The following is a 23,873-nucleotide window of genomic DNA, read 5'->3' on the forward strand; positions in this document are numbered from 1 at the left end:
ATCATAGACGCGCAGATCGTGGTTCTGCGCGCCGTTCGCAATGTCGTTTATAGAAACGCTGGATTAACCCGCCGTGGCCGGTCCGTTCAGCGCAGAGCAGGGTCAGCGCTCAGCGCAGATCGGCGCAGGCCTGCTGGATCCGCTCGCAGGCGGTGCGCAGCAGCGTGTCCGAGGTCGCGTAGCTGATCCGCATCGCCGGCGACAGGCCGAACGCCGCGCCCTGCACCGCCGCCACCTTGGCGTCGTCGAGCAGATAGCCGACGAAATCCTCGTCGCTGTCGATCCGGCGGCCGTTCGGCGTCGTCTTGCCGATCAGCTCTGCGAACGACGGATAGACGTAGAACGCCCCCTCGGGCCGCGGGCAGTGCATGCCGGGGATGGCGTTGAGCATGTCGACCACCAGGTCGCGCCGCCGCTGGAACGCCTGCGCCCGCTCGCGCAGGAAGTCCTGCGGTCCGGTCAGCGCCGCCACCGCCGCCGCCTGCGCGATCGAACAGGGGTTGCTGGTCGACTGCGACTGGAGCTTGGCGATCGCCTTGATCAGCCACGGGGCGCCGGCGGCGAAGCCGATCCGCCAGCCGGTCATCGCATAGGCCTTGGAACAGCCGTTCACCGTCAGCGTCCGCTCGTAAAGATCGGGGCAGACCTCGGCGATCGTCGCGAAGCGGAAATCGTCATAGACGATATGCTCGTACATATCGTCGGCGAAGATCCAGACGTGCGGGTGGCGCGCCAGCACCGCGCCGAGCGCCTTCAGTTCGTCGACGCTGTATGCGGCCCCGGTCGGGTTGGACGGCGAGTTGAGGATCACCCACTTGGTCCGCTCGGTGATCGCCGCCTCGAGCGCCTCCGGCGACAGCTTGTAATCCTGTTCGGGGCCCGCCACCGCGAACACCGGCGTGCCGCCGGCGAACTGGACGACGTCGGGATAGCTCACCCAATAGGGCGCCGGGATGACGACCTCGTCGCCGGCATCGACCGTCGCGACGATGGCGTTGAACAGCGTATGCTTGCCGCCGACGTTCACCGTCACCTGATCGGTCGTGTAGGTGAGATGGTTGTCGCGCGCGAACTTGGCGACGATCGCCTGCTTGAGCTCGATCGTGCCGTCGACATTGGTATATTTGGTCTTGCCGTCGCGGATCGCGGCGATCGCCGCCTCTTTGACGAAATCGGGCGTGTCGAAGTCCGGCTCGCCCGCGCCGAGGCCGATCACGTCGACGCCGGCCCGCTTCAGCTCGAGCACGCGGCTGGTGATGGCGAGCGTCGGGGACGGGCTGATGCGGCCGAGGGCGGCGGAGGGCTTCATGAGTCGGGCCTTGATGGCGGAAAGGACGCGCGGCCTATAGCGACAGCGCCGCCCCTTTCGCAATCGCAACAACCGCCGGGATCAGCCCGCGCACCGCATTCCCGACAAAAAATGGCGCGGTGAGCGCTTCCGGCGACAGATATCCCTCCCTGGCACGCCCCTTGGCGATCAGATCGGCGCGCAGCACGCCCGGCAGCAGTCCGAGGTTGAGCGCCGGGGTGACCAATTGCCCGTCCGCCGCGGGGACGAACAGCGAGGTGATGCTGCCCTCGGTCAGCAGCCCGTCGGGGCGGACGAACACCACCTCGTCGGTTCCCGCCGCGGCCCGCGCGGCATCGTAGAAGCCGCGGTCGCTGGTCTTGTGGCGCAGCCGGTAATCCTCGACCGCGACCGGCAGCGGCACCAGCGCGACCCGCCACGGCGCGGGCGGCGGCAAGGGCGCCGGCGCGATCTCGATCGCGGTCGCGCCGCCCTGCGCCAGCACCAGCCGGATCCGCGCCGCGGTGCGCAGCCGGAAGGTCGCCGCCTGCAGGTCGTTGCGCGCGCTGTGCCGATTGAAGCGGAAGCCGAGCGCCGCAGCGCTCGCGGTGAGCCGGGCGAGATGCGCCTCGAGCAGGACGACGCCCTCGTCGGGATCGAAGGCCATCGTCTCGATCAGGTCGAGCGGCCGTCGCCCGGCGGTGACGAACGCGCCCTTGGCCACCACCTCCGCCCATTCCTCGTCGGCGCGACTGTCGGCGACGATCCCCGATCCGAGCCCGAGTTCGGCGACCTCCGCCTCCTCGGCGATGCTCAAGGTGCGGATCGCCACGTTGAACGCCGCATCGCCATCGGCATCGATTCGCCCGATCGACCCGGTATAGATGCCGCGCGGCGCAGTCTCGGTGGTGGCGATCACCTCCATGCTGCGCAGCTTGGGCGCGCCGGTGATCGAGCCGCACGGGAACAGCGCGGTGAGCACGTCGACCGCATCGAGCCCCCCGGCAAGCTGCGCGGTGACGGTCGAGGTCATCTGATGCACCGTCGGATAGCTTTCGACGGTGAACAGCGCCGGCACCGCGACGCTGCCCGCGACGGCGACGCGCGACAGATCGTTGCGCATCAGGTCGACGATCATCAGGTTTTCGGCGCGTTGCTTGGCGTCGCCGTGCAGCGTCGCGATCCGCGCCGCATCGTCGGCAGGCGTATCGCCGCGTGTCGCAGTCCCCTTCATCGGCCGGCAGGTCAGCCTGTCGCCCGCGAGCGTGAAGAAGAGTTCGGGCGACAGCGACAGCATATGCCGGTCCCCGGTCGCGATCAGCGCGCCATAGCCCGCCGCCGCGCCGCGCCGCAGCCCGGCATAAAGCGCGAGCGGGTCGCCGGCGATCCTGACGTCCGCGCGCAGCGTGACATTGGCCTGATAGAGGTCGCCGGCATGGATCAGCGCCAGCACCTCGGCCAATGTCGCGTCGTACATGGCGCGATCGATGCGCGGCACGGGCGCCGCCGCCCACGCCGCCTCGGGATCGGGAAGCATGTCCGCCACCGCCGCCGCATCGAGCGCGCGATACGTCTCGAACAGGCCGAACCAGAGCAGCGGCCCGTCGCCGGCCGGCATCGGCACGGCGCGCGGCATCAGCGCCGCGCCCGCCTCATAGGTGAGATAGCCCGCGGCGTGCAGCCCGCGCCCGCCCGCCGCACGGATCCGGTCGAGCGCCGTCAGCACCGCCGCCGGGCTGTCGGCTCGGACGATCTCGACCGGGTCCTCGTAGAGCCGCGCCCCCGCCCCGCCCGCACGGGCATCGTCCAGCAACACAAAGGGGGCGTTCAGCATCCGCTCACAAATGCACGGCCCGCCCCGGTCGGCGCAAGCGGCGATTGCTCCCCTGCCGCCAGATGCTTATCCCCCGCGACATGACCGACACACAGTCCACGCCGCTCAAGGCCGTCATCGTCCAGGTGACGCCGTTCCAGCAGAATTGCACGCTGATCTGGTGCACCGCGACGATGAAGGCGGCGGTGATCGATCCCGGCGGCGACCTGCCGCGGATCAAGGCGGCGATCGCGCAGACCGGCGTCACCGTCGAGAAGATCCTGCTCACCCACGGCCATATCGATCACGCCGGCGAGGCCAAGCCGCTCGCCGACGACCTCGGCGTGCCGATCGAGGGGCCGCATGAGGCGGACCGTTTTTGGCTGGCGCGGCTCGACGACGACGGCCGCAATTATGGCATGACCGGCGTCGTCTTCGAACCTGATCGCTGGCTGGTCGAGGGCGATACGGTGACGGTCGGCGACCTGACGCTCGATGTCTATGAGACGCCGGGGCATACGCTCGGCCATGTCATCTTCCATCATGCGCCGTCGAAGTTCGCGCAGGTCGGCGACGTGCTGTTCCAGGGTTCGGTCGGCCGGTCGGACATGCCCGGCGGCAACCACAAGCAACTGATCGAGACGATCGTCACCAAGCTTTGGCCGCTCGGCGACGATACGGCCTTCATCCCCGGTCACGGCAATCCCAGCACCTTCGCACATGAGCGCGCCAATAACATGTTCGTCAGCGACCGCGCGCTCGCCGAATAGAGCGAGATCAAGACTTGCAGCGGTAACATCATAAGTTGGCCGCGGCGAGGAAACATATTGGCAATATCTCGTTGGCGGCGTGGGATTTCCCCATAAAGGATGCGCCGCATGGCCGTTAAATTTGCCGGAACGATGAACGCGATCAATCGCGGACTGGATAGCACCAAGGCCAATAAGGGCGCCGACATGGTTGAGGATTGGGAAGCCGCGCTGGCCGATCTCGACACCCCCGGCGCGAAGGGCATCCTGCGCGACCTCGGCTCGCTGCGCAAACAGCTCGAAAAGGATACGCCGGATGCGGATCGCATCCATGCCCTGCTCCACCGGCTCGGCGCCGCGACTACCAAGATCGCCGACAAGGCGGACAAGTCGCAGGACAAGCTCAAGTCGCTCGGCGAGGCGCTGACCGAGGCGGGTGAAGACCAGCCCGACGAGGAAGAAGACACCGCCGCCGCCGCCGCTCCCAAGCGCGCGCGCAAGAAGGCGTAAGACCGGCAGGCCCCGTCATCCGGACACGATCCGGATGACGGGGTCGATTTTCAAAAAGCCGGACCGTCACGCCACGTTGCGCGCGTCGATCTCCAGCCCGCGATAATGATGCAGCGCCGCGAGCAGACTCGTCGCCAGCGATTCGAGCGTGATCGCCGCGACCCGATCCTCCGACGAGGCCGAGGACCGCAGCACGTCCGCCATCGCCAGTTGCGCCTGGGTGATGCGATCGATCGCCTGCAGGCTGTGCATGTGCGCCCGCAACGTATCGGCATTGGCGGCGAGATCATAGGCGAGATCGCCGAGCACGCCGGTGAGCGTCGTCAGCTCGTCCGCCAGCGCCTGCGACAGCGCGGGCTCGATCCCGGAGCCGGTGCCGGTTCGGCCGCTCATTTGGAACACAGCCGCATGATCTGGCGCGACAATTGGTCGGGCGGCACGGCCTGCGACGCCATCCGCCGCGTCATCACATAGCCGTCGGTCCGCGGCTCGGCCGGGGCGATGCAATAGCCGCCACCGGCTTGCAGCGCGCGCACGCCGGCATCGCCATCCTCGCCGTCGGCGCCGAGCAGCACGCCGACCGCCTCCGCCCCCGCGGCCTTGGCGACCGCGGCGAACAGGATCGAGATCGACGGCCGCTCGCCCGCGACCGGATCACGCGGCAGCATCCGCAGCCGTCCCTCGGGCCAGCGGTCGACCACGACATGGTGGTCGCCCGGCGGCGCGAGATAGATGGTGCCCTGTTCGATCGCCATGCCGTCCTCGGCGAGGACGATGCGCGGCGCGATCTCCGCGGCGAGCTGGTCGATCATCGTGCCGGCGAGGCCCGCGCCGAGATGCTGGACGACGATGGTCGGCGGGCAATTCTTCGCGAAGCTGCCGAACAGGTCGAACAGCGTCTGCGTCGCCGCCGCCTCGCCGCCGATCGCCAGCAGCCGGCCGTTCCAGTCGATCGACTCCGCCGCCACCGCCTTGCCCATCGTGCCGCTCTTCACCACCGCCCCCTTGGCGGCCTTGATCCGCTTGCCGAGCTTGGCGAGGATCTTGTCGAACTCCGCCGCGACCGCGACCTTGGGCTTGGGGAAACAGTCGATCGCGCCGAGCCGCAGCGCCTCGATCGAGGCCGCCGCACCCGCCTCGGTCCGGGTCGAGAACATGATGACCGGCATCGGCCGCTCGTCCATCAGTTCGGCGAGATATTCGATGCCGCTCATCCCGGGCATCTCGACGTCGAGCGTCATCACGTCGGGATGGAATTGCTGGCGCATCGCGCGCGCCTCGTCGGCGCCATCCGCCGATCCGACGACGACGACACCCGGTATCCGCTCGAGCGCGCCCGACAGCAGCGCGCGCATGGTGAGCGAATCATCGACGACGAGAACCTTGACCGCAGCGGCCATAACCAGGCTTCCTTGAGCGAAATGAAGAGGATTAAAGAAGCGGAAACGTCCGTGGACCCGTCAGCTTTACCAGGTTGCGACCAACCGAACGATCAGGCGGCGTCGGGCAGCGCGATCGTGCCGTCGACCAGTCGTTCGAGCGCCAGCACGAGGATCAGCCGCTGATCGATCGTCGCCAGCCCTTCGAGGAACTGCGCCGCGGGCGTATCGCCGATATCGGGCAAGGGCTGCATGCCGTCGTCGGGCACGGTGACGATATCGTTGACCGCATCGACGATCAGCCCCTGCAACTGCTCGCCGATCCGCACGACGATGATGACGTGCCGCGCCGAGGGATCGGTCATCCCCCAGCCGAGCCGGTGGCTGAGGTCGAGCACCGGCAGCACGACGCCGCGCAGGTTGACGACGCCGCGGACATGCGGCGGCACGTTGGGCAAGGGCGTCGCCGGCGACCAGGCGCGGATTTCACGGATCGCCATGATATCGACGCCGAGGACCTGTTCGCCGATCTGGAAGGTGATGAGCTGGCGGGACATGATAGGGTCTCCTCGCAACGGGTCAGTGCAGCACGCGGCGGATCGCCGCGGCCAGCTTTTCGGGGTGGAAGGGCTTGACGATCCAGCCGGTCGCGCCGGCCTCCTTGGCCCGCTGCTTCTTTTCTTCCGAGCTTTCGGTGGTCAGCACCAGGATCGGCAGGTTGCGATGCCGGTCCTGCTCGCGCACCCGCTCGATCAGGCCGAACCCGTCGAGCCGCGGCATGTTGATGTCGGTGATCAGCAAAGCCGGCTCGGCACCATCGAGCCGCTCCAGCGCCTGCACGCCATCTTCCGCCTCGAGCACCGTATAGCCGAGGTCGGTGAGCGCCGCCCGCAACAGCATCCGCATGCTCGGTGAATCGTCAACGGTCATGATGGTTGTAGACACGGATATTCCTTTGTTCGGTTGGGAGGGCGCATCAGAAGAACTCCACGTCGCCGATCGCGGCGGCGGGCACCGGCACCGGGACGGCGCGCAATTGTTCGACCGGGCGGACATTGGCGATGCGGCAGCGCGCGAGGCCCAGGGTCGGGCGGAACTCGACGCGGCGCGCGCCATAGCCGCCGACATCCTCGCCGACCAAGGCGATCCGCTCGTCGCGCAGGAAGCGGCGGGCGAACAGCGCGTTGGCGGTGCCGATGTCACGGAAGCCGTCGCGCAGCGAGGCGCCGCCATAGATCCGCGCCTTGAGGTTGTGGCGCATCGCGCCCATCGCCATCATCGCATTGATCAGCACCTCCATCGCATAGACGCCATAGCGCTGGAGTGAGGTGACATCGGTATCGCCGCTACCCGGTTCGGCGAGCAGGAAATGGTTGAGGCCGCCGATCTTGGCGACCGGATCGAACAGGCAGGCGGAGATGCAGCTGCCCAGCACGGTGGTCAGCACCGCGTCGGGATCGTCGGACACCTTGGTCTCGCCCTGCATGATCGTGATGCGCCGCAGTCCGTCGACGGTGCGTGCCGCGCCCCTCATGCCTTGCACTCGGACAGCAGGCGCGCCGCGATCCGCGACAGCGGCAGCTGCACCGTCACCGCGCCGATCTGCTGCGCGGCAGCGGGCATGCCGTAGACGACACAGCTGTCCTGATCCTGGCCGATCGTCATCGCGCCGGCCTCCTTCATCTTCTTGAGCCCCTGCGCGCCATCGGCGCCCATGCCGGTGAGGATCGCGCCAACCGCCGACGGCCCGGCCCAGCGCGCCGCCGACAGGAACAGCCGATCGACCGAGGGACGATGGCCGCTCATCTTCTCGTCGGCGACGAGCCGGCATCGGCGCAGCTTGCCGCCGGTGACCTCGAGATGGTGCGTGCCGCCCGGCGCGACATAGACCTGGCCGATTTCGAGCGGCGCGCCCGAGCGGGCGACGCTGACCTGCGGCGCCGACAGCCGGTCGAGCCGCGCGGCGAAGGTCGGCACATAGGTTTCGGGCATATGCTGGACGATCACCGTCGGCGGGCAGCGGACCGGAAAGGCCGACAGCAGCTCGATCAGCGTCTCGACCCCGCCGGTCGACGAGCCGATCGCGATCAGCGAGTCGGGCCGCGGCTCGTAATCGACGACCGGTCGGGCCGGCGTGCTGACGAAGCGCGGCCGGCGCGGGCTGCGGGCGGCGGTGCGCAACAGTTCGGCGAGATCGTCGCCGAGATCCTCGCCGAACGCCTGTTTGGGTTTCTCGCAGCAGTCGAAGGCGCCCAGTTCGAGCGCGCGGATCGTCGCCTCGGCCCCGCGCCCGGTCAGCGTCGACAGCATCACCACCGGCATCGGCCGCAGCCGCATGATCTTCTCTAGGAATTCGAGGCCGTTCATATCCGGCATCTCGATATCGAGCGTGATCACGTCGGGGTTGAGCGCCTTGATCATCTCACGCGCGGTATGCGGGCCGTCGGCGCAGCCGATCACCTCGATATCGTCGTAGCGCGACAGGCTGTGCGCGACCATGGCGCGCATCGTCGGCGAATCATCGACGATCAGCACGCGCGTCGGCGCGGCTCGGGCATGCGAAGCGATCATGACGCTACCTTCTGGAACGTCGTCCGTCCGACGCAGGTGAAACGGGGCGCCACCGTCGCGGCGAGCCGCTCGGAATGGCCGATGTAGAGGAATCCGCCGGGGACGAGATGATCGGCGAGCCGGGTCTGCAACCGCTCCTTGGTCGCCTCGTCGAAATAGATCATGACGTTGCGGCAGAAGATCGCGTCGAACAGGCCGCGCATCGGCCAGGCTTCGAGCAGGTTGAGCTTGCGGAAGGCGACGCGCTCGCGGACCAGGGGATGGACCTCGACGGAATCGCCGACGCGCGTCGTCCACAGACCGCGCAGCATCGGCGGGATGCTCGCCGCCGTCTCCAGCGAATAGCGGCCGGCGCGGGCGGCATCGAGGATCTCGGTCGACAGATCGGTGCCGAGCACGCGCAGATCGGTGCGCGCCAGCCGCTGGCCGTTGCCGCGCTCGTTGCCGAACATCGCCATCAGCAGCGAATAGGGTTCCTCGCCGCTCGAACAGGCCGCCGACCAGATCCGCACCTTGCCGCGCGTCGCCAGCCGCTGGTCGAGCGCCGGCCACGCCTGGTCGATGAAGTGATCGTAATGATGCGCCTCGCGGAAGAAGCTGGTGTGGTTGGTGGTCAGCGCGTCGAGTGCGCGCGTCCGCTCGGCATCGTCCTGGTCGATCAGCGCGACATAATCGGCGAAGCGGGTCAGACCGCGCGCGCGCACCCGCGGCGCGAGCCGACCATAGACCAACTGCATCTTGCCGGGCGGCAGCAGGATGCCCGCCGCGTCATAGGCGAAGGCGCTGATCGCGGCGTGATCGGCGGGCTCGAAGCGGAATTCGGTCGGCCGGTTCGCCGGCAGCATCACCGCACTCATGCGGCGATACCGAGCGGCGCGGCGGTGACGCGGTCGCGCCGCCAGCGCGAGATCAGCGCATCGACATCGAGGATCAGCGCGACGCGCCCGTCGCCGAGGATCGTCGCGCCGGCGAGGCCGGGGATGGCGGCGTAATTCGCCTCGAGGCTCTTCACCACCACCTGGCGCTGGTCCTGGATCGTATCGACCATCAGGATCGCCTGGCCGACGTCCGATTCGACGACGATCAGCACCGCCTGGCTCGGATCGGTTTCGGCGCCCTCGATGCCGAGCTGGTCGGCGACGTAATGGACCGGGACGTAGGACCCGCGCACGTCGAGCAGCGCCGCATTGGGACCGAGCACCTTGACCCCGTCCTGATCGGGCCGGAGGCTTTCGACGATATGGCCGAGCGGGATGACGAAGGTCTGGTCGCCGACGGTGACGATCATGCCGTCGAGCACCGCCAGCGTCAGCGGCAGCGACAGCGCGAAGCTCGACCCCGACCCGAGATGCGAGGTGATGCCGATGCGGCCGCCGAGCGCCTGGACGTTCTTGCGCACCACGTCCATGCCGACGCCGCGCCCCGAGATGTTCGACACCGTCGCCGCGGTCGAGAAGCCGGGCGCGAAGATCAGATTGTCGGTCTCCTCGTCGCTGAGCAGCGCGTCGGGCGCGATGATGCCGCGTTCGATCGCCTTGGCGCGGACGCGCTTGCGATCGATGCCGCGGCCGTCGTCGGCGACGGTGATGACGATCCGCCCCGAATGATGCGCCGCCGACAGCGTGACGACGCCCTCCTCCGGCTTGCCGGCGGCGAGCCGCTCGGCCGGGGTTTCGAGGCCATGGTCGACCGCGTTGCGGATGAGGTGCGTGAGCGGCTCGCCGATCCGTTCGACGACGGTCTTGTCGACCTCGGTCATCTCGCCGACGATGTCGAGGCGGACGCGCTTGCCGGTCTCCACCTCCAGCTCGCGGATGATGCGCGGCACGCGGCTGAACACCGTCTTCATCGGCTGCGCGCGGATCGCCATCGTCGATTCCTGCAGCTCGCGGGTCAGGTGGTCGAGGTCGGTGAGCTCCGAAATCCCCGCCATCGCATGTTCCGACAGGCGCTGCGCGAGCATCGCCTGGGTGATGACCAGCTCGCCGACGAGATTGACCAGCCGGTCGAGCTTGTCGAGATCGACGCGGATCGTCTGCGCCGGCGGCGTCACCGCGGCGCGCGGCGCGGCGGCTTCGGCGGCGACCGGCGGCGCGGCGGGCACGGGCGGCGGCGCGGGCGAGGCGACCGGCGGAATCGGCGTGGGTGCGCCGAGCTCGGCGTCGAGCACCGGCAGCGGCAGGTCGAACGGCAGATCGTCGTTCGCCGGCGCGCCGCCCGCCTTCTCGATTCTGAGGTCGCACGTCCCCATGAATTCGAAGATCGCGCGGATATCCTCCTCGGCGACCGCGGCGGGAACGGTGGCGGTCCAGCCGAGATAGCAGCGCTCGGGATGCAATTGGTTGAGCAGCGGCAGCGCCGACAGATCGACGCTGGTCACCGTCGCGTCGAGCATCGCCAGCTCGCGCAGCAGCAGCAGCGGGTCGCCGCCATTCTCCAGCGCGTCCGATCCGGGGATGAACGTCACCTGCCAGTCGCCGCCTGCCGGTGCCGGCGCCGGTGCCTCGCACATCGCGAACAGATCGTCGAAATCGTCGCCACCGAAGGCGACGGGCGCGAACTCCGGCTCCGCCTCGGCGGCGGGCGCGGGTGCGCCACCGGCGCTGTCGGGCGTGGCGGCGTCGACCAGCCGCGCGAGCATCGCCGCATCGGCCGGCGGTTCGCCGCCATCGCGCGCCGCGGTCACGTGATCGGCGAGCATGTCGAAGGCGCTGACGATCGTGCCGAGCAGATCGGGGGTCAGCGTCAGCGCGCCGTTGCGCACCAGATCGAGCAACGTCTCATATTCATGGGCGAAGGCCTGGAGCCGCTCATGCCCGAACGCCCCCGCGCCGCCCTTGATCGAATGGACCGCGCGGAAGATCGTGTTGATCGTCTCATTGTCATAGTGACCCTGACGGACGGCGCCGAAGCTCGCCTCCATCGAAGCCAGGCCTTCGTCGCATTCCTGAAAGAAGATCAGCTGGATCTCGTCGAGGTTCATCATCCGTCCTTTCAGGCGTCGCGGGCCGTGCCGGCATCGGCCGCGACGTCGAGCGCCTCGTTCAATCCGGCGACGCCGATCATCCGCGCCAGCGCCTCGCTCGGCCGCTCGAGCGTGAAGTCGAGGTCGCGGTCCGCCGCGGTGGCGCGGGCGCTCGCCAGCACCTGCAGGCAGGCGAGGCCGACGCGGCTGACCTCGCTGCCGTCGAGATGGACCGGCTCGCCACGCTCGATCTGGTCGAGCAGCGCGACGCGCAGCGGGCTGGCCGCCGTGGTATCGAGCGTCGCGGGAAGCAGGGACGTGGCGGGCGGAGACATTCGGCTTCGACTTTCCAAGGGGCTGAAGAGCTAGAATTCGGACCAATCGTCACCGGCGACGGCAACGGCGGCGGTGGCGGAACGGCGGGCATGCTGGGCAAGGCGGCGACCTTCGACGGCGGCGCGCTGCTGAAGGTGATGGACCGGATTGCCGACGGCGACCGGCCGGCGGACGGGCGCGACGCGCGGCTCGGCGCGGAAGCGCGCCATCTGGCCGACCAGCTCGTTCGCCTCGCTGGCGAGGTTGCGGGCGGCGGCGGTGGCTTCCTCGACCATAGCGGCATTCTGCTGCGTCACATTGTCCATCTCGCCGACCGCGGTGTTGACCTGCTGCAGCGCGGTCGCCTGCTGTTCGGCGGCGGTGGCGATCTGTGTGACCAAACCGCTGATCTCGCCGAAGCGCGCGATGATCTGCTGCAAAGCGGTGCCGGTCGCGCTGACCAGCGCCACCCCTGCCCCGACCTGTTCGGACGAGGCGGTGATCCGCGTCTTGACGTCCTTGGCCGCTTCCGCCGAGCGCTGCGCCAGCGCGCGCACTTCCGACGCGACCACCGCGAAGCCGCGGCCGGCATCACCGGCGCGTGCCGCCTCGACGCCCGCATTGAGCGCGAGCAGATTGGTCTGGAAGGCGATGCCGTCGATCACCGAGATGATGTCGGAGATTTCATGCGACGCCCGCTCGATCCCGCCCATCGCGGTGACGGCGCGGGCGACGATGCCGCCCGATTCCTCCGCCTCGCCGCGCGCGCTGCCGACGACGGCGCTCGCCCGTTCGGCGCGGGCCGCGGTATCGCGCACCGTCACGGTGATCTGCTGCATCGCCGCCGCGGTTTCCTCCAGGCTCGCCGCCTGCTGCTCGGTGCGCTGCGACAGGTCGTCCGAGGCGCGCAGGATATCGCCCGATCCGCTGTCGATGCTCGCCGCCGCAAGGTTGACCGCGCTGACCGCCGCCATCATCGCCTCCATCGCGGCGTTGAAATCGGCGCGCAGCGACTCGAATTCGGCCGGAAAGTCGGCGGTGATGCGGAAGGCGAGATCGCCCTGCGCCAGCGCCGCCAGCCCCTCGGCGAGCGCCGCCGCCATCGCGCGCTGCGCGCCGGCGGTATTCGCTTCCTCGGTGTTGCGGCGGAAGATCGCCATCGCCCGCGTCATCCGGCCGACGCAATCGGTGTTGTCGGTATGGTCGATCGGCGAACTGAGGTCGCCCGCGGCGAGCGCTTCCATCCGCACCACCGTCTCGACATAGGGCCGGCAGATCAGCCGTCCGGCGTAGAGCGTGATCGCGCACATCGTCGCGACGGTCAGCCCCGACAGCGTGACGTCGACCGCCGGGCTGGTGTGGATCATCCCCGCCGCCGCCGCGCCGGCGATCCCGATCGGGATCAGACCGAGCAGCGCCTGCACCGTCGCCGCGACCCGAAATTTGACACGGATCGGCGCCCGCTTGGCAAACCAGTTCAACATCGATGACGTCCCCCTCGACAGCCGGCGGACCACCGCCGGGCATGTGTCGCAAGACGCTGTCCCAATTGACTTAACAGGGCGTTGAACACTCATTCTGGGTGTAAAGCGACGCCGGCTTGGCGCGGCGGCCCGGCGATGGCCGCGGCCGGCGGGGGCGTGGCGATGACGGCGATGTTCGTCACGATGGTACATGCTGTTCCCCCCCTTTCCGGTCTGCAGGTCGATCCAAGCGGCCGCGTCAGAATTCCGACCAATCCTCCGGCGAGACGGCGAGCGCGGTGCCGCCGCTCGACGACATCGGCGCGGTGCGACGGGCCGCCCGCGCGATCCGCCGCCCGGCATCCGCGGCGCGATCCTGCAGCTGGTGCACCACCGGCACCGCGCGGAGCACCGCCTCGCCACCCGAATGGCCGACGCCGGCGAGCTTGAAGCGCGCCACCTGACGGGCGAGCTCGTCGGCTTCGGCGGACAGGCTGCGTGCCGCGGCGGTGGCTTGCTCGACCATTGCGGCATTCTGCTGCGTCACGCCGTCCATCTCGCTCACCGCGGTGTTGACCTGCTGCAAGCCGGTCGCCTGCTGTTCCGCGGCCGAGGCGATCTCCGCCACCAGCGCGTTGATCTCGGCGATGCGGACGATGATCCGGTCGAGCGCCTTGCCCGTCTCGCTGACCAGCTCGACGCCGGATTCGACCTGCTCGGAAGAGGCGGTGATCCGCGTCTTGACGTCCTTGGCCGCTTCCGCCGAACGCTGCGCCAGCGCGCGGACTTCGGACGCGACCACCGCGAAGCCGCGCCCCGCGTCACCGGCGCGCGCCGCCTCGACGCCCGCGTTGAGCGCGAGCAGATTGGTCTGGAAGGCGATGCCGTCGATCACCGAGATGATGTCGGAGATTTCGTTCGAGGCCCGCTCGATTCCGCTCATCGCGTCGACCGCGCGGCGCACCACTGCACCCGATTGCTCGGCCTCGACGCGCGCCTCCTCGACGACGCCGCTGGCGCGCACCGCACCGGCGGCGGTCTGCCGCACCGTCGCGGTGATCTCGTCCATCGCCGCCGCCGTCTCCTCCAGGCTCGCTGCCTGCTGCTCGGTCCGCTGCGACAGGTCGTCGGAGGCTTGGCGGATGTCGATCGCGCCGCTGTTGATGCCGTTGGTCGCATCGGTCACTGCGCGGATCGTCTCGGCGACCGCATCGAGCGCGCGATTGTAGTCGGTGCGCAGCCGCTCATAGTCGGGGGGAAACTTCTGGTCGATGCGATAGGCGAGATCGCTCGACGCGAGTCGGGTCAGCCCCTCGCCGAGCGCGCCGACGACGATCTGCTGCGCCGCCGCCGCAGCCTGTACCGCCTCGGCATTCTGCTTGAAGACGGTGACCGCCCGCGCCATCCGGCCGATACAGTCGCGGTGATCGCCGAACGGGATCGGCGAGGCGAGATCGCCCGCGGCGAGCCCCTCCATCCGCGTCACCGAGCCGACATAGGGATCGCTGATCACCTTGCCGCTGAACAGCACCACCGCGATGGTGACGAGGAACAGCGTCGCGGCGATGCCGACATAGACCGTTGCCTCGGCCGGCGTCGCCTCCGCGGCGAGATAGGTCGTCAGCACGCCGGTCGCGGCGACCGCCCCGTGCACGCCCAGCAGCACCCGGAACTTGCTGCGTATCGGGGCATGATTAGCGAACCACGTCAACATCTTCAGGTCCTTCGATGAGTGCGGATGAGCCCGCGAAGCATTTGTCCTGGCATCATCTCTGCTCGAATCAGCCACTCACGTTCAAATTGGACCGAATCTGTAAAGACCCCGTTAAATACGCAAGCTGCGCACGGGCCTTTTACAAATATAGACTGATCCGCCGGCGATCGGGTCGCCGGTGCCGACAGGAAGTGGCGATTGTCACCGTGGCGTCGCCGAGGCGTCGTCAAAGCGTCACCAACCATGGCCAGAGCGGTCCCAACGCCAGCGCAGGCGAAGGGGAAAAGCATCATGATGTCACGGCTTTGGTTGGTCAGTGTCGCGCCGGCGGCGCTGCTCGCGGCGGCGCCCGCCTGGGCACAGGATGCGACCGCGACCGCGGGTGCGACGATCGCCGACGATCAGGATCAGACCACTGCCGCGGGCGGCACCGATACCGACATCGTCGTGATGGGCTTCGGCCAGAGCCGGCAGGTGCAGACGGTGAGCGCGATCGACATGGCGCGACTCACGCCGGGCACCTCGCCGCTCAAGGCGGTCGCCAAACTGCCCGGCGTCAACTTCCAATCGGCCGACGCGTTCGGCGCCTATGAATGGTCGACGCGCATCTCGCTGCGCGGCTTCAACCAGAATCAGCTCGGCTTCACGCTCGACGGCGTGCCGCTCGGCGACATGAGCTACGGCAACGTCAACGGCCTGCACATCAGCCGCGCGATCCTTTCCGAAAATCTCGCCGCGACGACGGTGGCGCAGGGTGCCGGCGCGCTCGGCACCGCCTCGACCAGCAATCTCGGCGGCACGTTGCAATTCACCAGCCGCAAGCCGTCCGATACCTTCGACCTCGTCGCCTCGGGCACCTACGGCAGCGACGACACCTGGCGCGGCTTCGCGCGGCTCGACAGCGGCGATCTCGGCGGCGGGCTCAAGGGCTATCTGAGCTACGGCTATCTCACCACCGACAAGTGGAAGGGCTATGGCACGCAGCGCCAGCATCAGGTCAACGCCAAGCTGGTCGAAGACCTTGGCGCGCGCGGCAGCATCACCGCCTTCGTCAATTATTCCGACCGGCGCGAGAACGACTATCAGGATCTGAGCCTCGACATCATCCGCCGGCGCGGGCTCAACGACGACAATATCAGCAACGACTATGCGCTCGCGCTGCAATTGGCGCGCGTCTATCAGAACCAGGCGGCGCTTGCCGCCTATCGGACGGCGAACAACGGTGCGACCGCCGGCTTCGTCGCGCCCTGGTCGGGGGCGGGGCTGACCTTCCCGACCGGTTTCGGCAGCGTCGACGATGCCTATTACGATGCCGCCGGCCTGCGTCGCGACTGGCTGGGCGGCGTCACCTTCGACGGGCGGCTGACCGATCAGCTGTCGATCGTGTCGACCGCTTATTATCATCACAACCGCGGCCAGGGCTCGTGGATCACGCCCTATTCGCCGACGCCGGCGGGCGCGCTCGGCGGCAATGGCGAGACGCTGCCGATCGCATCGGCCGCGGCCTATGGCTATGCCTCGCCGCTCGGCTTCCGCACCACCGAATATGGCATCGACCGCGCCGGCAACCTCACCCGGCTGACGCTCGACACCGGTGCCAACCGGTTCGAACTCGGCGGCTGGTATGAGAGCAACAGCTTCACCCAGGCGCGTCGCTTCTACGGGATGAGCAACACCGCCTCCGACCGCAGCGCCCGCGATTTCCAGTCCAACCCCTATTTCACGCAGTGGAACGGCAAGTACGATACCGAGACGCTGCAATATTATCTCGCCGACACGCTCCGCCTCGGCGCGCTGACGCTCAACGGCGGCTGGAAGGGGATGCGCGTCCGCAATCAGGCGAACCTGCTCACCGGATCGCTGGTCAACGGCAAGATCAAGGCGGAGAACTGGTTCCTGCCGCAGGTCGGCGCGGTGTTCGATCTCGGCAGCGGCGCCGAGCTATTCGCCAGCTATACCGAGAATATGCGCGCCTTCGTCTCGTCGGCGACCTCGGGACCGTTCGCGACGACGCAGGCCGGCTTCAATGCGATCCGCAATACGCTCAAGCCGGAAACGTCGAAGACCGGCGAAGGCGGCGTGCGCCTGCGCCGCGGCGGGTTGCAGCTGTCGGCGGCGGGCTATTACATCCACTTCGCCAACCGCCTGCTGTCGTTCAGCAACGGATCGGGCATCCAGGGCAATCCGCCGACGCTCAACAACGCCGGCAACGTCGAAAGCTATGGCGCCGAACTCGCCGCCAGCTATCGCGTCGCCCGGCCGCTGACGCTGTTCGCCAGCTATTCCTACAACAGATCGACCTATCAGGATAACGTCGTCGCCGCCGACGGCACCCTGCTCTCCCCGACCAAGGGCAAGACCGTGGTCGACACGCCCGAACATATGGCCAAGGGCGAGATCGTCTATGACGACGACCGCTTTTTCGCGCGCGTCGGCGGCGACTATATGACCAAGCGCTATTTCACCTATCTCAACGACCAGTCGGTCGGGGCGCGGCTGCTGGTCGACGCCAGCCTCGGCTATCGCCTGCGCGGCGTCGGCGGCGTGCTGGAAGGACTGGCGATCGAGGGCAGCGTCACCAACCTGACCGACAAACGCTATATCTCGACGATCGGCTCGAACGGCTATACCGCCAGCGGCGACAACCAGACCCTGCTCGCCGGTGCGCCGCGCCAGTGGTTCGTGACGCTGCGGCGGGGGTTCTGACGCTTATCCCGTGCCGAGCAGGCGTCGATATTCCTGCTCGGCATGGCCATAGGTGTCGCCGGCGAGTTCGATCAGCCTGGCGCGGTCGCGCACCACGACGCGGCCGCGAAACGCGCGGATCGCCTGATCCTCTTCCAGCCGGTGCAGCGCCTCGGTGACGCTGCTGCGCCGGACGCCGAGCATCAACCGGAATTCCTCGTGCGTCATGCAGATATCGTCCTCGCGCACGCGGTCGTGATAGAGGAGGATCCAGCGCGCCATCCGCCGCTCGATCGGATGCGCCAGCGACGAGACGATCGTCCGCCCCATCTGCACCATCAGCGTCTGGACAAAGCGCAGCAACAGGCTGCGCAGCCCCGCGCTTTGCGCGACCGCCGCGCCTAGCACCGCGGCGGGGATGCGCAGCGCGCTGCCATGTTCGGCGCGCATCGTCACGTCATAGGGCGAACGATCGTCGCCGAGCAGCACCGGCCAGCCGATGAACCCCTCTGCGCCGACCAGCGCCACCGCATAGCGGCGGTCGCCGTCGAGCGAATCGAGGATGCCGGCGATCCCCTCATCGAGAAAGCAGACGCTGGCGATCCGCTCGCCGGCGCGGGCGATATCGTCCCATACTGCGAACGACACCCGCTCGGCATGCGGCGCCAGCATCGCCCAGTCCGCCGCCGCCATATGCCGGAGCAGCCGGTTGCTGGTGCCCCGATCCTGCGGCCCGACCGCCTTCCACGCCGTTACCATCGCCGACTCTGCGACCCCCTTAGCAGCGGGACGTCAGCCGGCCCGATCCCGGACAGCAACATAGATCGGTCCGGGTTGTTCCTGACCCGGCTTGACGTCGGGGGACGAGGCGTCGCCTCCGCTCAGCGGCGGACGAACTGCTGCTGCGCGGGCGAGTAGCGATCCCCCTCGATCGCGATCCCCGCCAGCGCCGCATCGATCCGCGCCAGCGCGTCGCCGTCGAGCACCACGTCCACCGCCGCAAGATTCTCCTCGAGCCGGTGCAATTTGGTCGTGCCCGGGATCGGCACGATCCACGGCCGCTGCGCAAGCAGCCAGGCGAGCGCGACCTGCGCCGGCGTCGCATCACGCTCCTTGGCCAGGGTCGCAATCAGGTCGACCAGCGCCTGATTGGCCTGCCGCGCCGCGGCGGAGAAACGGGGCAGCTGGTTGCGGAAATCGTCCGCGGCAAAGGTCGTGCTTGCATCGATCGCCCCCGACAGGAAGCCGCGGCCGAGCGGCGAGAAGGGTACGAAGCCGATGCCGAGTTCGTCGAGCAGCGGCAGGATCTCCGCCTCGGGTTCGCGCCACCACAGGGAATATTCGCTTTGCAGCGCGGTCACCGGCTGCACCGCATGCGCGCGGCGGATCGCCTCGGGCGCGGCTTCCGACAGGCCGAAGTGACGCACCTTGCCGGCGGCGATCAGCTCGCGCACCGTGCCGGCGACCTCCTCGATCGGCACGTCGGGATCGACGCGGTGCTGGTAGAGCAGGTCGATATGGTCGGTGCGCAGCCGTCGTAGCGCCGCATCGGTGACCGCGCGGATAGTGTCCGGCCGGCTGTCGAGCCCCTCGGTCGTCACGCCCTTGGCAAAGCCGAACTTGGTCGCGATCACCACCGCGTCGCGCACCGGCGCCAGCGCCTCGCCGAGCAGTTCCTCGTTGGCGCCCTGCGCATAGGCTTCGGCGGTATCGAAAAAGGTGACGCCGCGCTCATGCGCGCCGCGCAGCAGGCGGATCGCCTCGCCCCGCTCGGTCGCCGGGCCGTAAGCGTGGCTCAACCCCATGCAACCGAGCCCCAGAGCGGAAACCGACAGCCCGCTGCGCCCCAATGTCCGTGTCTGCATGACGTCCTCCTCGTTGATGGAGCCGGCGAGATAGGCCGGACGGGGCGGCACGATTAGACCGGCGGCGTCGCTTGGGCCTATGACAGGACGTCATGAGTCTCGATCTCCATCGTGAGGACCTCGGCAGCCTCGCGCTGTTCCTCGTCGTCGCCGAGCAGCGCAGCTTCACCCGCGCCGCGGCGCAGCTCTGCATGTCGCAATCGGCGCTGAGCCATGCGATGCGGCGGCTGGAGACGCGGCTCGGGCTGCGGCTGCTCACCCGGACCACGCGCAGCGTCGCGCCGACCGAGGCTGGCGAACGGCTGATCGAGACGCTGCGTCCGGCGCTCGATGCGATCCACGGCCGGCTCGTCTCGCTCGCCGATCTGCGCGCGCGCCCTGCCGGGACGATCCGTATCACCACTCCCGAACAGCCGGCGCGCACGCTGCTGTGGCCGGCGATCGAGCGGCTGACCGCCGATTATCCCGACATCCATGTCGAGCTCGACGTCGAGCGGCGGCTGACCGATATCGTCGCCGACCGCTATGACGCCGGCGTGCGGCTTGGCGAACGGCTCGAACAGGATATGATCGCTGTGCCGATCGGGCCGCCGCTGCGCATGGCGACGGTGGCGACCCCCGATTATCTCACCCGCCACGGCACGCCGCAGACGCCCTATGAGCTCGGCGATCACGCCTGCATCGGACTGCGCATGACCGACGGCAGCCTCTACGCCTGGGAATATGACCAGGACGGCCGTGCGTTCAGCATCCGCGTGCAGGGGCCGTTCGTCGCCAATGATGTCGACCTGATCCTGCTCGCGGCGCAGGCCGGCCGCGGCATCGCGCATGTGCTCGAGGACCGCGTCACGGCGTCATTGGCCGACAAGCGGCTGGTACGGCTGTTCGACTCCTGGTGCGCGCCGTTCGACGGCTACCACCTCTATTACCCCAGCCGCCGCCAGCCGTCGGCGGCATTCGCCCTGCTGCTGTCGGCGCTTCGGTACCGCGGCTGAGATCAATAAAAATTTTCTTGGTTAATTTTCGCAACGGTGCGCCGCTGCGGAACGCGCTGATTTCAGCGATTATTCCTGATGTCATCAAGCAACAGCGATCCGGCCATGTCGATCGATGTCGCGGTTTTCGCTGGATTTCCAAGCCAGCCATGACGCACGTTGGTTTATGTCCATTTTAAACCCATATTTACGAATCGGCGCTTAGCGGAGCGTATAAAACGCCCTCAACGGAGACAGCCGTGTCCCTCGCCAAGAAAAACGCCCTCGCCACGCCTGTCGAGGCGACCACGCGCGCCGTTACCGTCACCAGCAACAGCGTTCGCCTGACCGCGGAGGCAGAGAAGCGCCGCGCCCGCACCTTCGCGCGGCAACAGAAAGGCTCCGAACGTCTTGCTACGGCCACCGCGGAACTGTCCAGCGGTATCGCGGAAGCCTCTGCCGCATCGGAGGAATTGCGCAAGGCAGCGGAACAGATCAGCGTCGGCGCCGAGCAATCCTCGGCGGCGGCGCAGGAAACGATGAAGGCGATGACGAACGCCACCGCCCTGCTGCGCGACATCAAGACGCGCGCCGACGGTTCGCAGTCGCTGACCCGGGCGCTCTCCGACCTGATCGTCAGCACCAGCGCCGATATCGGGAACTCGCTGACCGCGATCCTCAACGCATCGCAGCGTCAGGAGGCCTCGGTCGAACTGGTCGAGGAGCTCGACCGGCAGGCGGCGGCGATCGGCGAGGTGGTGAAAGCCGTCGCGCGCATCGCGGACCAGACCAATCTGCTCGCCCTCAACGCCGCGATCGAGGCGGCACGCGCCGGCCAGCACGGCAAGGGCTTTGCGGTCGTCGCCGACGAGGTACGCACACTCGCCGAGACCAGCGAGAAATCGGCGCGCGACATCCAGGATCTGATCGCCCAGGTGCAGGACGACGTGAAGCAGGTCGCCGAGGGGATCGAGACCTCCGCGAACACCGCGCGGGCGGAAGCGCAGAAGGGTGAGGCGGTGACCGCCGGTCTCGACCAGATCCGCGCCGAGATGGCGAGCATCATGGCCGGCTGCATCACGATCGCCGATGGCGCCGAAGATGCCGTGCAGGCGGCGAACGAGGCACTCAAGGGCGCCGAGGTGATCGCCGCCGCCGCCGAGGAACAGGCCGCCGCCTGCCAGGAATCGAGCAATACGATCGAACAGCAGACCGGCGCGCTCGAACAGAGCGAACAGGCGGCGCAGGCCGCCGCCCAGTTAGTGGCCGCCGCCGTCGAAAAGGGCGAACAGATCACCAAGCTGCTCGACGAGAACAAGACGATGGTCGGCGCGATGATGCAGGGCGTCGCCGCCTCGGTCGACGCCGGCCGCGCCAGCCGCGATCAGATCACCGCGCTCGAACAGGTCAGCCGCCGCATCGACAAGATCGTCGATGCGATCACCACCGTCTCGATCCAGACCAACATGCTCGCGGTCAGCGGCTCGGTCGAGGCCGCGCGCGCCGGCGAATTCGGCAAGGGCTTCGCCGTGGTGTCCACTGACATCCGCAATCTCGCCCGCGATTCGGCGGAGAATGCCGAGCGGATCAAGGATACGGTCAAGGGTATCCAGGACACGATCGCCCTCGTCCGCACCGACCTGCAGGACATCGCCGACACCGCCGCGAACGAGGTCGAGAAGAGCCGGGCGATCTCGACCGGGCTCGAGCGAATCGCCACCGACGTCGTCGAGGTGACGCGCGGCAACGAGGCGATCGCCGACGCGACGGTGCTGGTGTCGCGCGCGCTCGGCGAAACCCGCGTCGCGGTCGAACAGATCGCCACCGCCGCACAACAGGCGGTGCGCACCTCGAACGAAGCGAGCATCGCCGCTCGCGAACAGGCGCGGGGCGCCGAGGTGCTCGCCGCGGCGATCGAGGAAATCGCGTCGCTCGCCGACGAATTGCAGGCGGCGTGAAGCGCGATCGCGAGGAAGGTACCGGCGCATGACCGACATTCCGACCGCGGCGGCAGAGCCCGCCGCCCCCACGGCCGCGGGCGACAGCCGCAGCGACCTGCATCAGTTCGTCATCTTCCACAGCGCCGGCGAGATGTTCGCCGTGCCCTTGGGACAGGTCAAGGAGATCATCCGCGTCCCCGACGTGGTGCGCATGCCGCTCAGCCCGCCGGCGCTGCTCGGCCTCGCCAATCTGCGCGGCTCGGTGCTGCCGGTGCTCGACCTGCGCCATCTGTTCGGCCTGCCGCCGGCGGAGACCGACGATGCGAGCCGCGTCGTCGTGCTCGACCATGGCCATCCGGTCGGGATGCTGGTCGATCGCGTCGCCAATGTCGTGACGGTCGACCGCGAGCGGCTCGAACCGGTGACGCAGGTGCAGGCGACGATCGATACCGAATTGCTCACCGGCATGATCAAGGACGAAGACGGCCGCGGCATCGTCATGGTGCTCGACGTCGCGCGTTCGATCGGCCGCACCTTCGCCGCGGCGGCCAGGGGCATCAACCTCGCTGAGGCCGCGGGGCCGGGTGCGGTGGCGATCGCCGACGCCGCCGAGGAGCATCTCGCCGATGAGGATCAGCTCGTCAGCTTCGAGGTCGACGGCCAGGAATATGCCTTCCCGATCGGCGAGGTGCAGGAAATCGTCCAGCTCCCCGCGGCGATCACCCAGGTGCCGGGCACGCCGGGTCACGTGCTCGGCGTCACCACCCTGCGCAACCGGCTGCTGCCGCTCGTCTCGCTGCGGACGATGTTCGACCTGCCGAGCGAGGCCTTTACCGAGGCGAACAAGGTCGTCGTGGTGTCGCTGCCCGGCAGCGGCGACCAGGACGGCGCGGCGCTGTCGGTCGGCGTGGTGATGGATCGCGTCAAGGCGGTGCTGCGCGTCGACCGCGCGCTGGTCGAGCCCGTCCCCGCCGCCTTGCAGCCGCCCGGCGGCACCAGCGACATTCGCGCGATCTGCCGCCTCGATGACGGGCGCCGGCTGGTGTCGGTGCTGTCCGCCGATGCGATGTTCGACGCCAGCGATCTGCACACGCTGCGCACGGTGCAGGGCGAGTCTGCCGCCGATGCGGACCTCGCCGAAGGAGATCAGACGATGAGCGAGACGCACGAAGACGCGCAATATGTCATCTTCCGCCTGACCGGCGAGGAATATGGCGTGCCGGTGGAATCGGTGCAGGAGATCGTCCGCGTCCCCGACCAGCTTACCCATGTGCCGGGCACCCCCGATTATGTCGAAGGCGTGATCAACCTGCGCGGCACGGTGCTGCCGGTGATCGACCAGCGCCGTCGCTTCGGCCTTGAGGAAGCGGCGCGCTCCGATCGCCAGCGGATCATGGTGTTCCTGATCGACGGCCGCCTCGTCGGCTTCATCGTCGACAGCGTCTCCGAGGTCGGCCGCATCCCGGAGGCGACGATCTCGCCCGCCCCCGAATTGTCCGGCAGCCGGGCGCGCGTCGTGCGCGGCGTCGCCAATCTCACCGCGCAGGGACGGATGATCCAGTTGCTGGCCGTCGACGGGCTGATCGACAGCGATGCCGACCAGCTTCTCCCCGACGATCTACCGCGGATCGCCGCGTGAGCC

21 protein-coding genes are annotated in these 23,873 nt (G+C 68.4%); 6 read left to right on the top strand and 15 right to left on the bottom strand.

The genetic code is table 11. The features are described from left to right. Nucleotides 1-109 precede the first annotated feature (109 nt). Nucleotides 110-1,309 (bottom strand): pyridoxal phosphate-dependent aminotransferase, encoded by a 1,200-nt coding sequence (locus tag BW41_RS19250; protein WP_037536802.1) that lies wholly within the window; start codon nucleotides 1,307-1,309, stop codon nucleotides 110-112. Between the two features lie 34 nt (nucleotides 1,310-1,343). Then, nucleotides 1,344-3,122, bottom strand: a complete 1,779-nt coding sequence (pabB, locus tag BW41_RS19255) for an aminodeoxychorismate synthase component I (protein ID WP_037536804.1) — start codon at nucleotides 3,120-3,122, stop codon at nucleotides 1,344-1,346. Nucleotides 3,123-3,202: 80 nt separating this feature from the next. Between pabB and BW41_RS19260 the strand changes: the two genes are divergently transcribed. After that, nucleotides 3,203-3,871: an MBL fold metallo-hydrolase gene (locus tag BW41_RS19260; RefSeq protein ID WP_037536806.1), complete on the top strand. Its 669-nt coding sequence runs from the start codon at nucleotides 3,203-3,205 to the stop codon at nucleotides 3,869-3,871. A gap of 108 nt (nucleotides 3,872-3,979) precedes the next feature. Then, nucleotides 3,980-4,360, top strand: coding sequence for a hypothetical protein (locus BW41_RS19265; RefSeq protein WP_200870478.1), 381 nt, complete (start codon nucleotides 3,980-3,982; stop codon nucleotides 4,358-4,360). Nucleotides 4,361-4,426: 66 nt separating this feature from the next. On the opposite strand, the gene BW41_RS19270 is transcribed toward BW41_RS19265, so the two are convergent. The 11 genes from BW41_RS19270 to BW41_RS19320 all read right to left on the bottom strand — a co-directional run bounded on the left by BW41_RS19270 (nucleotide 4,427) and on the right by BW41_RS19320 (nucleotide 14,767). Continuing rightward, nucleotides 4,427-4,753, bottom strand: a complete 327-nt coding sequence (locus BW41_RS19270; protein ID WP_037536809.1) for a hypothetical protein — start codon at nucleotides 4,751-4,753, stop codon at nucleotides 4,427-4,429. Next, nucleotides 4,750-5,760 (bottom strand): chemotaxis protein CheB, encoded by a 1,011-nt coding sequence (locus tag BW41_RS19275; protein WP_037536811.1) that lies wholly within the window; start codon nucleotides 5,758-5,760, stop codon nucleotides 4,750-4,752. Before BW41_RS19275 ends, BW41_RS19270 begins: the two co-directional genes overlap by 4 nt. Before the next feature lie 92 nt (nucleotides 5,761-5,852). After that, entirely contained in the window at nucleotides 5,853-6,296 is a 444-nt protein-coding gene (locus BW41_RS19280) for a chemotaxis protein CheW (RefSeq protein ID WP_037536812.1), read from the bottom strand. Between the two features lie 22 nt (nucleotides 6,297-6,318). Continuing rightward, nucleotides 6,319-6,684 carry a response regulator gene (locus BW41_RS19285; protein WP_037536814.1) on the bottom strand — a complete coding sequence of 122 codons (366 nt, stop codon included), beginning with the start codon at nucleotides 6,682-6,684 and terminating at the stop codon, nucleotides 6,319-6,321. 31 nt (nucleotides 6,685-6,715) lie between these two features. Beyond that, entirely contained in the window at nucleotides 6,716-7,273 is a 558-nt protein-coding gene (locus tag BW41_RS19290; RefSeq protein ID WP_051583721.1) for a chemotaxis protein CheD, read from the bottom strand. Further along, nucleotides 7,270-8,310 carry a protein-glutamate methylesterase/protein-glutamine glutaminase gene (locus tag BW41_RS19295; RefSeq protein ID WP_037536817.1) on the bottom strand — a complete coding sequence of 347 codons (1,041 nt, stop codon included), beginning with the start codon at nucleotides 8,308-8,310 and terminating at the stop codon, nucleotides 7,270-7,272. The genes BW41_RS19290 and BW41_RS19295 overlap by 4 nt, the downstream gene beginning before the upstream one ends. Further along, entirely contained in the window at nucleotides 8,307-9,155 is an 849-nt protein-coding gene (locus BW41_RS19300) for a CheR family methyltransferase (RefSeq protein ID WP_235199833.1), read from the bottom strand. The genes BW41_RS19295 and BW41_RS19300 overlap by 4 nt, the downstream gene beginning before the upstream one ends. Nucleotides 9,156-9,163: 8 nt before the next feature. Beyond that, on the bottom strand, nucleotides 9,164-11,293 hold the full coding sequence (locus BW41_RS19305) for a chemotaxis protein CheA (protein ID WP_037536988.1): 2,130 nt from the start codon (nucleotides 11,291-11,293) through the stop codon (nucleotides 9,164-9,166). A gap of 11 nt (nucleotides 11,294-11,304) precedes the next feature. Continuing rightward, nucleotides 11,305-11,610: an STAS domain-containing protein gene (locus BW41_RS19310; protein WP_051583722.1), complete on the bottom strand. Its 306-nt coding sequence runs from the start codon at nucleotides 11,608-11,610 to the stop codon at nucleotides 11,305-11,307. A 30-nt stretch (nucleotides 11,611-11,640) separates the two neighbouring features. Beyond that, nucleotides 11,641-13,074: a methyl-accepting chemotaxis protein gene (locus BW41_RS19315; protein ID WP_037536821.1), complete on the bottom strand. Its 1,434-nt coding sequence runs from the start codon at nucleotides 13,072-13,074 to the stop codon at nucleotides 11,641-11,643. A 238-nt stretch (nucleotides 13,075-13,312) separates the two neighbouring features. Beyond that, nucleotides 13,313-14,767 carry a methyl-accepting chemotaxis protein gene (locus BW41_RS19320; protein WP_037536823.1) on the bottom strand — a complete coding sequence of 485 codons (1,455 nt, stop codon included), beginning with the start codon at nucleotides 14,765-14,767 and terminating at the stop codon, nucleotides 13,313-13,315. 294 nt (nucleotides 14,768-15,061) lie between these two features. On the opposite strand from BW41_RS19320, the gene BW41_RS19325 reads away from it, so the two are divergent. Beyond that, nucleotides 15,062-17,473 (top strand): TonB-dependent receptor domain-containing protein, encoded by a 2,412-nt coding sequence (locus BW41_RS19325; RefSeq protein ID WP_037536994.1) that lies wholly within the window; start codon nucleotides 15,062-15,064, stop codon nucleotides 17,471-17,473. Nucleotides 17,474-17,476: 3 nt separating this feature from the next. On the opposite strand, the gene BW41_RS19330 is transcribed toward BW41_RS19325, so the two are convergent. Together BW41_RS19330 and BW41_RS19335 are read right to left on the bottom strand one after the other, a co-directional pair. Then, nucleotides 17,477-18,211 carry a Crp/Fnr family transcriptional regulator gene (locus BW41_RS19330; protein ID WP_051583723.1) on the bottom strand — a complete coding sequence of 245 codons (735 nt, stop codon included), beginning with the start codon at nucleotides 18,209-18,211 and terminating at the stop codon, nucleotides 17,477-17,479. 122 nt (nucleotides 18,212-18,333) lie between these two features. Continuing rightward, nucleotides 18,334-19,317 (bottom strand): aldo/keto reductase, encoded by a 984-nt coding sequence (locus BW41_RS19335; protein ID WP_037536997.1) that lies wholly within the window; start codon nucleotides 19,315-19,317, stop codon nucleotides 18,334-18,336. Between the two features lie 92 nt (nucleotides 19,318-19,409). Between BW41_RS19335 and BW41_RS19340 the strand changes: the two genes are divergently transcribed. From BW41_RS19340 to BW41_RS19350, 3 genes are all read left to right on the top strand, one after another. After that, complete coding sequence (locus BW41_RS19340; protein ID WP_037536826.1) at nucleotides 19,410-20,312, top strand: LysR family transcriptional regulator; 903 nt, start codon at nucleotides 19,410-19,412, stop codon at nucleotides 20,310-20,312. Nucleotides 20,313-20,551: 239 nt separating this feature from the next. Beyond that, nucleotides 20,552-22,249 (top strand): methyl-accepting chemotaxis protein, encoded by a 1,698-nt coding sequence (locus BW41_RS19345; RefSeq protein ID WP_037536828.1) that lies wholly within the window; start codon nucleotides 20,552-20,554, stop codon nucleotides 22,247-22,249. Between the two features lie 28 nt (nucleotides 22,250-22,277). Continuing rightward, nucleotides 22,278-23,870 carry a chemotaxis protein CheW gene (locus BW41_RS19350; protein WP_037536830.1) on the top strand — a complete coding sequence of 531 codons (1,593 nt, stop codon included), beginning with the start codon at nucleotides 22,278-22,280 and terminating at the stop codon, nucleotides 23,868-23,870. Nucleotides 23,871-23,873: the final 3 nt, after the last annotated feature.

The organism is Sphingomonas sp. RIT328 (genome assembly GCF_000632225.1).
GTDB lineage: Bacteria > Pseudomonadota > Alphaproteobacteria > Sphingomonadales > Sphingomonadaceae > Sphingomonas > Sphingomonas kyungheensis.